This is a genomic window from uncultured Marinobacter sp. (genome assembly GCF_963974375.1).
In the GTDB taxonomy this organism is placed as follows: domain Bacteria; phylum Pseudomonadota; class Gammaproteobacteria; order Pseudomonadales; family Oleiphilaceae; genus Marinobacter.
In genome coordinates, this window is sequence record NZ_CAXBDN010000142.1 from 1 (window position 1) to 10,925 (window position 10,925).

At 59.8% G+C, this 10,925-nt stretch carries 10 protein-coding genes; all 10 read left to right on the top strand.

Annotation, left to right across the window (positions count from 1 at the left end; genetic code table 11):
- On the top strand, positions 1-481 hold a 481-nt coding region (gene tsaE, locus AAC035_RS12635; RefSeq protein WP_339804702.1), incomplete at its 5' end, for a tRNA (adenosine(37)-N6)-threonylcarbamoyltransferase complex ATPase subunit type 1 TsaE.
- A 28-nt stretch (positions 482-509) separates the two neighbouring features.
- The gene (locus AAC035_RS12640; RefSeq protein WP_339804704.1) at positions 510-1,886 is read left to right on the top strand and encodes an N-acetylmuramoyl-L-alanine amidase; all 1,377 of its coding nucleotides are present in this window, start codon (positions 510-512) and stop codon (positions 1,884-1,886) included.
- 106 nt (positions 1,887-1,992) lie between these two features.
- Positions 1,993-3,909: a DNA mismatch repair endonuclease MutL gene (mutL, locus tag AAC035_RS12645; RefSeq protein WP_339804706.1), complete on the top strand. Its 1,917-nt coding sequence runs from the start codon at positions 1,993-1,995 to the stop codon at positions 3,907-3,909.
- A gap of 59 nt (positions 3,910-3,968) precedes the next feature.
- Positions 3,969-4,934, top strand: a complete 966-nt coding sequence (gene miaA / locus AAC035_RS12650; RefSeq protein ID WP_339804722.1) for a tRNA (adenosine(37)-N6)-dimethylallyltransferase MiaA — start codon at positions 3,969-3,971, stop codon at positions 4,932-4,934.
- A gap of 188 nt (positions 4,935-5,122) precedes the next feature.
- The gene (gene hfq, locus AAC035_RS12655) at positions 5,123-5,374 is read left to right on the top strand and encodes an RNA chaperone Hfq (RefSeq protein WP_339804708.1); all 252 of its coding nucleotides are present in this window, start codon (positions 5,123-5,125) and stop codon (positions 5,372-5,374) included.
- Between the two features lie 198 nt (positions 5,375-5,572).
- Entirely contained in the window at positions 5,573-6,874 is a 1,302-nt protein-coding gene (hflX, locus tag AAC035_RS12660) for a ribosome rescue GTPase HflX (RefSeq protein ID WP_339804711.1), read from the top strand.
- Positions 6,875-6,983: 109 nt separating this feature from the next.
- Positions 6,984-8,231 carry an FtsH protease activity modulator HflK gene (hflK, locus tag AAC035_RS12665; protein WP_339804714.1) on the top strand — a complete coding sequence of 416 codons (1,248 nt, stop codon included), beginning with the start codon at positions 6,984-6,986 and terminating at the stop codon, positions 8,229-8,231.
- A 2-nt stretch (positions 8,232-8,233) separates the two neighbouring features.
- Positions 8,234-9,109: a protease modulator HflC gene (gene hflC, locus AAC035_RS12670; protein WP_339804717.1), complete on the top strand. Its 876-nt coding sequence runs from the start codon at positions 8,234-8,236 to the stop codon at positions 9,107-9,109.
- A 182-nt stretch (positions 9,110-9,291) separates the two neighbouring features.
- Positions 9,292-10,479 carry an ATP phosphoribosyltransferase regulatory subunit gene (locus AAC035_RS12675; RefSeq protein ID WP_339804719.1) on the top strand — a complete coding sequence of 396 codons (1,188 nt, stop codon included), beginning with the start codon at positions 9,292-9,294 and terminating at the stop codon, positions 10,477-10,479.
- A 39-nt stretch (positions 10,480-10,518) separates the two neighbouring features.
- Positions 10,519-10,925: adenylosuccinate synthetase (locus tag AAC035_RS12680; protein ID WP_339804721.1), on the top strand; the 407-nt coding region annotated here is incomplete at its 3' end.

The window sequence follows — 10,925 nt, forward strand, 5'->3', positions numbered from 1 at the left end:
GGGCGCCGCCCTTGCAGCGGCACTGCAGCATGTGGGCGGCGGAGCCGTTCTGTTCCTGAACGGCGATCTTGGCGCCGGCAAGACCACGCTGAGTCGTGGTTTTATCAGGGCGCTAGGTCACAGTGGCTCGGTCAAAAGTCCTACCTACACGCTGGTCGAGCCTTACGAGCATCTGCAGCCGCCAACCTGGCATTTTGATCTTTACCGGCTTGGCGACCCGGAGGAGCTGGAATTTATGGGCATCCGCGACTACCTCGGAGCAGATAATCTGTGTCTGATCGAGTGGCCTGAGCGGGGCCAGGGAGTGTTGCCGGTGCCGGATGTGTCGCTACATCTGGTAAACGAAGAAAATAGCCGCAGGCTGACCCTGGTCAGTGACAGCGCAACCGGGCGGGCGTTGCTCGAACACCTGAAGTCGTGGGCTGACCCGGCGTTTTCGGTGTCAGAGCAAGCCACCCGAAGTACAGGGAAAGGGTTATGAACAGACAACCAGATATGAGGATTCGGTGATGGTCAGAGCCAAAGGACGTACCGGCAGAACTGGCCGGCCATTGGGCGCGTTACTGGTTTTGGCTGGCCTGTTGGTGGCGGCAGTAACGGCAACGGCCCAGGCCGCCACTCGTGTCGACAGCGCACGAATATGGCCGGCGCCGGAACACACCCGCATGGTGTTTGATACCGCCGCACCGGTGGAGCACACGGTGTTCGCACTGGACAACCCGCCGCGCCTGGTCATCGATATGCGAAACGCCAGTCTGCAGGCTGATTTCAGCAAACTGGATCTTTCCGGGAGTCCGGTACAGCGTATCCGCAGTGCCACCAGGAATGGCAATGATCTGCGGGTGGTGCTGGATCTGCGGGAAGATATCAAACCAAGAAGTTTTCTGCTGGAGCCGAACCAGCAGTATGGCCATCGTCTGGTGGTCGATCTGATCCAGGAAGGCCGCTCTGCACTGCCGGCTGCGGACAAGCCTATTCTGCGGGATACCGGTGATGGCAAGCGGGATATTGTGGTGGTGATTGATGCCGGTCACGGCGGTGAGGACCCCGGTGCAATCGGCCCCGGTGGCACCCACGAGAAAGACGTGGTGTTCCGCATGTCAAAGGTGCTGGAAAGCCTGATTAACAGCAAGCCCGGCTACACCGCCCGCCTGACCCGTACCGGCGACTACTACATAGATTTGCGTAGCCGCACCCTGCTGGCCCGCAAGCACAAGGCGGACCTGTTCGTATCCGTGCATGCGGATGCGTTTCGCACCTCCCAGCCCAGCGGGGCATCGGTGTTTGCCTTGTCCCAGCGCGGGGCTACCAGTGAAACCGCCCGCTGGCTGGCGCAGAGCGAAAATCGTTCGGACCTGATTGGCGGCGAGGGCGGAGTTACCCTCGGCGACAAGGACGACATGCTGGCCGGGGTACTGCTGGATTTGTCCATGACCGCCAGCATTAACGCCAGTGTCGGCGTGGGTGATTATGTCCTGCGCAAGCTCGGTGGTGTTACCAAACTCCATAAACCCGGTGTGGAACAGGCGGCCTTTGCCGTTTTGCGATCACCGGATATGCCATCGATTCTGGTGGAGGCGGGTTTTATCTCCAATCCACAGGAGGAGCGTCGCCTGGCCAGTCAAAGCCATCAGAAAACTATTGCGGAAGCGGTATTTCGCGGCATCGATGCCTATTTCAACGCAACGCCGCCGCCAGGCACCCTGTTGGCCTGGCAGAAGCGCAACGGGGAATCCCTGGTCAGTGAATACCGGATCCAGCGGGGTGACACCTTGTCTGGCGTGGCCCGTCGCAATCAGATCAGTGTCACCGAGCTGAAACGCCACAATAATCTGAACAACGACCGCCTGGTGGTGGGCCAGACGCTGCAGATTCCCTCAAGCTGACGGCAGTTCTGTAGCCCTGGCCGACGTTGCCTGTCATCAGGCAGGCAACACCCTGGCGGGCTCTGGTATCATGCCCGGGTTGATTCACTGACCCGGAGAACGCCCTGTGCCCATCAAGCTGCTGTCGCCCCGACTTGCGAACCAGATCGCCGCAGGTGAAGTGGTCGAACGCCCCGCCTCGGTACTCAAGGAGCTGGTGGAAAATGCGCTGGATGCCGGCGCACGCCGTATCGACGTGGAGGTAGAGCAGGGTGGTGCCCGGCTCATCCGGGTAAGGGATGATGGCGCGGGAATCACCGAAGAAGACCTGCCGCTGGCCCTGAGCCGTCACGCCACCAGCAAGATTGCCACCCTTGACGATCTGGAAGCGGTCGCCTCCCTGGGCTTTCGAGGCGAAGCACTGGCCAGTATCAGTTCGGTTTCAAGGCTGTCGCTGACGTCACGCACGGTGGACCAGGAGGCCGCCAGCCGGGTTGAGGTTGAAGGCCGTGATATGGACGCCCGGGTTTCGCCGGCGGCCCACCCGGTGGGCACCACGGTGGAAGTCCGTGACCTGTTTTTCAATACCCCTGCACGCCGCAAATTCCTGCGTACCGAGAAAACCGAGTTCGGGCACCTTGACGAGTGTCTGCGGCGCCAGGCATTGGCGCGCTTTGATGCCGGGTTCACGCTACGGCACAATCAGAAGGTGGTGCAGAGTCTGCGTCCGGCGGAAACCCGGCAGGACCAGGAGCGTCGTATTGCCGCCCTCTGTGGTCAGAAATTCATCGATAATGCGGTGGTGATTGACGCTGTTGCCAGCGGCCTCACCCTGAAAGGCTGGGTGGCCCTGCCGACCTTTTCCCGTAGTCAGGCCGACCTTCAGTACTTCTTTGTAAATGGTCGCGTGATTCGCGACCGTCTGGTGGCCCATGCCGTTCGTCAGGCCTATCGTGACGTGCTTTACGGCAACCGGCATCCGGCCTTTGTGCTTTACCTGGAGCTGGATCCGGCCAATGTCGATGTCAACGTTCACCCCACCAAACATGAAGTCCGGTTCCGGGATGGCCGCCTGGTGCATGACTTTATTTTCCGGACCCTGCACCGGGCACTGGCCGATGTCCGGCCGGATGATCATTTCCGGGGCGCGGTAGCCCAGTCCCTTGGCCGGCATCCCGAGACTGTGCCCGGTGCTGTTGGCGCTGTCCCGGGAACAGTGGCGGCTCAGGGGCCGGCGTCATCACTGCCGGGTTTTGCGCACGGGGGAGGGGGTTCGGCCAGCGAGGTCGCACCACGGGCCTCCTGGCAACCGAACCGATCGCCCTGGGAAGCACGGGACCAGATTGGTTTCTACCAGTCACTGAACCAGGGGGGTACGCCGGCAGAACAGGACTCGCGGGCAACGGCGGTGGGTCTGTCCGCCATTACCCCGCCTATGACAGAGGTCAGCGACGGCGACGAGCCACCACTGGGCTATGCCATTGCCCAGCTCCATGGCATCTATATTCTTGCCCAGTCGCGGCAGGGCATGATTATCGTCGACATGCATGCGGCCCACGAACGCATTACCTATGAACGCATGAAGCGTGCTCTGGACTCCCAGGATCTGACCAGTCAGCCGCTGCTGGTGCCGGTGTCGGTGGCGGTCAGTCAGAAAGAGGCTGCGGTCGCCGAGGAAGCTGCCGAAGAACTGGGCACGCTGGGTCTGGTGGTGGAGCGGATCGGCCCGGAAACCCTGGCGGTGCGCCAGTTACCGGCATTGCTCCGGGGTGCGGATGCCGAGCAGTTGTTACGGGATGTGCTGGCGGACCTGATCACCGATGGTCGCAGTGACCGTGTCGAGGCCCAGACCCATGAACTTCTGGGAACCATGGCCTGCCATGGTTCCGTGCGTGCCAACCGCCAGCTGACCATTCCGGAAATGAACGCGCTGCTGCGGGACATGGAAGCCACCGAACGCAGCGGCCAGTGCAACCATGGCCGCCCCACCTGGACGCTGGTGACGCTGCCGGAACTGGACAAGCTGTTTCTGAGGGGGCGTTAGTGCAGTCTTCGCGGTTGAAAGACCCTGAGGTTGCTGCCAGACCTCCTGCCATTTTTGTCATGGGGCCAACTGCCTCCGGCAAGACGGATCTGGCGATCCAGCTCTGTCAGCGACTGCCCTGTGACATCATCAGTGTTGATTCGGCGATGATCTACCGCGGAATGGATATAGGCACGGCCAAGCCCGGCGCTGCTGAGCTGGCCCTGGCGCCCCATCGGCTGATTGATATCCGTGATCCGGCGGAGATCTATTCGGCGGCGGATTTTTGCCAGGATGCGCTGGCCCATATGGCGGAGATTACCGCTGCCGGCCGGATCCCGTTGCTGGTCGGCGGTACCATGATGTATTTCAAGGCACTGCTCCATGGCATGTCCGATCTGCCCTCGGCCTCACCGGCGCTCAGAGCCAGTCTGGAGGCTCGGGGAGAGGCCGAGGGCTGGGCTGCCCTGCACCGCGAACTGGCGCAGAAAGATCCGGTGGCGGCAGACCTTATACACCCGAATAACCGCCAGCGCCTGCTTCGCGCACTTGAGGTTATTTACCTTACTGGCAAACCTTTGTCAGAGCTGTGGCGGTCGTCCACAAATGTCGAGGATTACCCGTATACAACGGATTGGCAGGCAGACGATACCGGCGGCCTGCCGTATACTGTGGTGCAGTTTGCGCTGACGCCGAAGGATCGTGTCGTGCTTCACGACAGAATCCGTCAGCGATTTCTGGCAATGCTCGGGCAGGGTTTCGTTGAGGAAGTGTCAGGCCTGATGGCCCGGGGTGATCTGAATCCGGATTTGCCGTCCATGCGTTCAGTGGGCTATCGGCAGGTCTGGCAGTGGCTGGCGGGGGACGGAACCCGTGAGGTCATGACTGAAAAGGGTCTTGCGGCCACGCGGCAACTGGCCAAGCGGCAACTGACCTGGCTCAGAAAATGGCAGGATGTGACATGGCTCGAGTCGGGTGATCGTGAAAATACGGATCTTGCCTTGAAAAAAGTTGCGTCTGGTATCAGATTGGGGTTTGAGCAGTGAACGTGGACTCGCTGACAGATGTTGCGGCGCAGGCTGTGTGGAGGAAACCGGGAATTACCGATTGGGGTTCCTGTCTCGCTTGGTTGCAGGCCGTGCGAACGTGCACCGGGCCGGCGTCGATTGACGACGGTAAAGACTGCACCCTTAAACAATGACGATCTGCATTTAGAAAAAACAGGAGAACAATTATGTCAAAAGGGCACTCTTTACAAGACCCTTACCTCAATGCACTGCGCAAGGAGCGTATTCCGGTATCTATCTTTCTGGTTAACGGCATCAAGCTGCAGGGCCAGATAGAGTCGTTTGACCAGTTTGTCATTCTGCTCAAGAACACGGTCAGCCAGATGGTCTACAAACACGCTATTTCGACCGTAGTCCCGGCTCGTAACGTGCGTATTCCCCAGCAGAATCCGGCGGGGGAGGGTGACATCGAAGAGTGACTTCAGCCGTCCGTGCGACGACTGCATTCGTGTCCGAGCTTCTGACCCGCATGTCCTGACTGGTGTAATCGCCGGGCGGGGCCATGCGGGTTTTGTGGTTTTATGACACCGAATCCGGCAGGATTCTGCTATCTTGCCAGAGACGCCTGTACTGCAGATGGGCATCTGCATATATACATTCAGAGGAGTAAGGTTTTTTTGTTTGAACGTCCTGATGTCGGTGAGCGGGCGGTGCTTGTTCACATTGAATTTTCATCCCACAGCAGTGACACAGAAGACCCCGGTGAATTCCGGGAGCTGGTGATCTCTGCGGGTGTGGAACCTGTTGCACTGGTTACCGGCAAACGTAACCAGCCGAGCACCAGGCTGTTTGTCGGAACCGGCAAGCTGGAAGAGATCCGGGATATGGTTGCAGCCTCTGAGGCCGACGTGGTTCTGTTCAATCATGCCCTCAGTCCCAGTCAGGAGCGCAACATTGAGCGGGAACTGAAATGCCGTGTCCTGGACCGCACCGGTGTGATTCTGGACATATTCGCCCAACGCGCCAGAACCCACGAAGGCAAGTTGCAGGTGGAGCTGGCGCAGCTCGAACATATGTCGACCCGCCTGATCCGGGGCTGGACTCACCTTGAGCGACAAAAGGGTGGTATTGGCCTCCGGGGTCCGGGTGAAACCCAGCTTGAAACGGATCGGCGGCTATTGCGTGAGCGCATCAAGTCAATTCACCGCCGGCTCGGAAAAGTCCGGCGCCAGCGCGATCAGGGTCGTCGTGCCCGGCAGCGGGCGGATATTCCAACGGTCTCGCTGGTGGGATATACCAACGCCGGCAAGTCTACCCTGTTCAATCGGGTGACCTCTTCTACGGTCTACGCCGCCGACCAGCTGTTCGCCACTCTGGACCCGACCCTGAGGCGGCTGGAACTTCCTGATATCGGGCCTGTCGTTATAGCGGATACTGTGGGTTTTATCCGTCATCTGCCCCATAAACTGGTTGAAGCCTTCCGCGCTACCCTTGAGGAAACCAATCAGGCGTCATTGCTGTTGCACGTGGTCGACAGCCATGATGAGCGTCGGGACGACAATATCGAGCAGGTTGAGTCCGTACTGTTTGAAATTGGTGCCGAGGAGGTGCCGATGCTGCAGGTCTTCAACAAGATTGATCTGCTGGAGAACTTCGAGCCCCGGATCGATCGCAATGAAGACGGTGAGCCGGTGCGGGTCTGGGTTTCGGCAGTGACCGGTGCCGGTCTTGACTTGCTGTTTGACGCGGTGGTCGAGCGGCTTGCCGAGGACCTGCTGCATCATTGCGTGATCCTTGGCCCCACCGAAGGCAAGCTGCGCGCCCAGTTACACGAGGCGGGTTCAGTACTTTCGGAAAGCCACCGGGATAATGGTGACTCGGTACTCGAGGTCAGGCTGCAGGCCAGGGACTGGTATCAGATGCTGAGCCGGTCCGGTCTTGCGGTCAGCGATGTGCGAATTGAGGCCCCGGGGCACTGATCAATGCGGGGCGGCGCGGAATTTGCCTAATATGAGCACTGCTATTGCCGGGGGCGCCATAAATCCCTAGTATTTGCAGCCATTCTACACGCTTTGAACGGAGAGAATTATGGCCTGGAATGAACCGGGTGGTAATCGCAACGACAATGACCCCTGGGGTACCGGTGGGCGTCGCGGCGGTAATGATCAGGGACCGCCAGACCTTGACGAGGCGCTGAAAAAGGGTCTCGACAAACTGAACAAGATGCTTGGCGGCAAGGGTGGCAACCGCTCCGGTGGGTCTTCCGGCGGTGGCGGAAACTCCGGTTCCGGTGGCAGCGGCATTGGTCTTGGTGCGGTGTTCGCGCTTGGCGCCATCATCGTTGTCGGTTATGTCCTTTTCCAGTCCTTCTACACGGTAGACGAACAGGAACGGGCCGTGGTGCTCCGCTTCGGCGAATACCACCGTACTGAAAATCCGGGTCTTCAGTTCAAGATTCCTCTGATCGAAGAGTTCACCAAGGTCCGGGTTACCAACATCCGTACCGCTCAGTCCCGCGGTCAGATGCTGACCGAGGATGAAAACCTGGTGTCGGTGGATCTGCAGGTTCAGTACCGGGTATCCAATGCCCGTGACTATGTGCTTAACGTTCGTGATTCCAACCAGGCTCTTGCTTTCGCCACCGACAGCGCCTTGCGCCACGAAGTGGGCAGTTCGGTGCTGGATGACGTGCTGACGGAAGGTCGTGCCGTGCTTGCCATTAACGTTGAGCAGCGTCTGCAGAGCTTCCTTGAGGCCTATGGTACCGGTCTGGAAATTGTTCAGGTGAACGTTGAGAGCACCCAGCCGCCGGCGGCGGTGCAGGATGCCTTCCGCGAGGTTCAGCGGGCCCGTGAAGATGAGCAGCGTTTCCGGGAAGAAGCAGAAACCTATCGTAACCGGGTGGTTCCCGAAGCCCGTGGTCGCGCACAGCGTCTGCTCGAGGAGGCCCTGGCTTACCGTGACGAAGTGGTCGAGCGTGCCCGTGGTGAAACGGCCCGCTTCACCGAGTTGCTCGGAGTCTACGAAATGGCGCCGGAGGTGACCCGTGAGCGGATGTATCTGCAGGCACTGGAGAACGTATTGTCCAACACCAGCAAGGTACTTATCGATACCGAAAGTTCCGGCAACATGATGTATCTGCCACTGGATCGCCTGGTAAGCGGGCAGTCGTCCACATCCTCGTCCTCTTCCACTTCCGGTCAGGGTAACCGGACCGAAGGCTACAGTTCCGGTGGTATCCAGCAGGCCGAGGACATCGACGCCCTGACCGAGCGGGTCATGCAGGAACTGCGTGGCCGTCAAAGCACCAATAATTCCAGCCGGACGGGGAGATAATCATGGGACCTAAAGCGATTGCGGGTATTGCAGGCGCCCTTGTTGTTATCCTGCTGGTGTTGTCGAGTGTGTTTATTATCCCGGAAACCCATCGGGGTGTGGTGCTGCGATTTGGTCAGCTGATCCAGACCGATATTCAGGCGGGGCTGCATTTCAAGATCCCGGTCGTTGATCAGGTTCGCCGCTTTGACGTGCGGGTGCTGACCACGGGGCTGCCTGCCAACCAGTACCTGACCATCGAGAAAAAGCCACTGGACGTAAGCTCCTACGTGGCCTGGAAGATCCTCGATGTGGATGAGTATTACCGGTCCACCGGTGGCGACGAGATGCGCGCAGAGCAGCTGTTGCTGTCACGTATTGATAACGGCCTGCGGGACGAGTTCGGTGTCCGGACCATGCACGAAGTGGTGTCCGGTCAGCGGGATGAGTTGATGGAAACGCTGAGGGACCGGGTCAACGAACGGGTTCGGGCGGCCTTTGGTATCGAAGTGGTCGATATCCGGGTCAAAGCCATCGAACTGCCACAGTCGGTCAGTGAGAACGTATTCCGCCGGATGGCCACCGAACGTGAAAAACTGGCACAGGAATTCCGTTCCCGTGGCCGTGAGCTGGCGGAAGGTATTCGCGCCGATGCGGATCGCCAGCGTACCGTGTCGCTGGCAGAGGCCTTCGCCGAGGCTGAAGAAACCCGTGGTGAGGGTGATGGTGAGGCAGCACGTATCTATGCCAGTGCCTACAGCTCTGATCCGGAGTTCTACAGTCTCTACCGTAGCCTCGAGGCGTACCAGCGTACCTTTGCGGGCAAGGATGACATCATGATTATTGACACCAATAGTCGATTCCTGCGGTACCTGAAGGATCCGTCGCCGGCGAACTGATTCAGCAGAATCGGTTAACTGACCGAAAAACCGGAACGGGGCCCCGTTCCGGTTTTTTTGTGTCCGGCAAAGGTGTAGAATTCGCCGGGTTTTGTTGCCGTGTTTTACGGTTCCTGCGGGTGCCTGATCTCGGGCATCCTTCGGAACGACCACTCATTCAGCATGATAAGGGTAACCGGTACATGACAGTTTCTGACCGCTGGCTATTGCCTGACGGCGTTGAGGATATTCTGCCTCCGCTGGCAGGGCAGATCGAATCCCTGCGCCGGGAGGTGATGGACACCTGTCAGCGCTGGGGTTACCAGTTGGTGATCCCGCCGCTGATCGAATATCTGGAATCGCTGTTTACCGGAACCGGGCATGACCTGGAGTTGCAGACGTTCAAGCTTACCGACCAGTTGACCGGCCGGATGATGGGGGTGCGTGCCGATATGACGCCCCAGGCAGCCCGTATCGACGCCCACACCCTGCACCAGGACGGAGTCACCCGTTTGTGTTATGCGGGACATGTTCTGCATGCCCGGCCACAGCACATGCTGGCGGGAAGAACGCCGATCCAGGCCGGCTGTGAGCTGTTCGGCAGTGCCTCCGCGGAAGCGGATTTTGAGGTTATCAGTCTGATGCTGGAGTGCCTGCGGGTGTCCGGCGTTAATCGGGTGCATCTGGACCTGGCCCACGTCTCCATCTATCAGTCGCTGATTGAAGCGGCTGATTTCAGTGAGGAAACGGAGCGGGCCATTTTTGATGCCATGGCGCGGAAGTCGGTGCCGGAGCTGGACGATCTGCTGGGCAGTTGCCCGGACGGCAGCCCCGGTGCCCGGCTGCGTTCACTGGCGCGGGTCAGTGGCGGGGTTGAGGCGTTGGCGGCAGCGCGTACGGCACTGGCCGGCGCTCCGTCCCAGGTTGTCGAGGCCCTCGACCAGTTGCAACGCATGGCTGACAGGCTGACGGAGGTTTTTCCGGACCTGAGCCTTGGTTTCGATTTCTGTGAGTTGCGTGGCTATAACTACCACACCGGTCTGGTGTTCGCCGCCTATGTTCCGGGCCATGGCGAGGCCGTGGGCAAGGGTGGGCGTTATGATGCCATAGGCCGGGATTTTGGCCGCGCCCGGCCAGCCACCGGTTTCAGTCTCGATGTTCGCGCCCTGGTGGCGTTGGGCGACCGGCCTGCCCGTAAACACAGTGCCATTTGGGCGCCGGCGGATGCCGACCCGGCGCTCGAGGGTGTGATCAGTGGCCTGCGAATGACCGAGTCGGTGGTCAGGGGCCTGCCGGACGACCATCAGACAGATCCTGCCAGCCGCGGCTGCGACCGGGTTCTGACAAAGCGCGACGGCCAGTGGGTTGTTGAAAATCTGAATTCAATCTGACTTAGGCGGTCCTCAGGGCCGCCGGTATGAGAGAGCGTCATGGGAAAGAATGTCGTAGTTCTGGGTACCCAATGGGGTGATGAAGGCAAAGGCAAGATCGTTGATCTGCTTACCGATCAGGTGGCTGCGGTGGTGCGCTTTCAGGGCGGCCACAATGCGGGCCATACCCTGGTCATCGAAGGCAAGAAAACGGCCCTTCACCTGATTCCGTCCGGCATTCTGCGTGCTCAGGTCCAGTGTCTGATCGGAAACGGTGTGGTGGTGGCTCCGGATGCGCTGCTCAAGGAAGTGCGTGAACTGGAGGCCAACGGCATCAAGGTGCGTGACCGCCTGCGTATCAGCCATGCCTGTCCGCTGATTCTGCCAACCCACGTGCGCATTGATCAGGCCCGTGAGCGGGCCCGTGGTAACGACAAGATCGGCACCACCGGCCGTGGTATCGGACC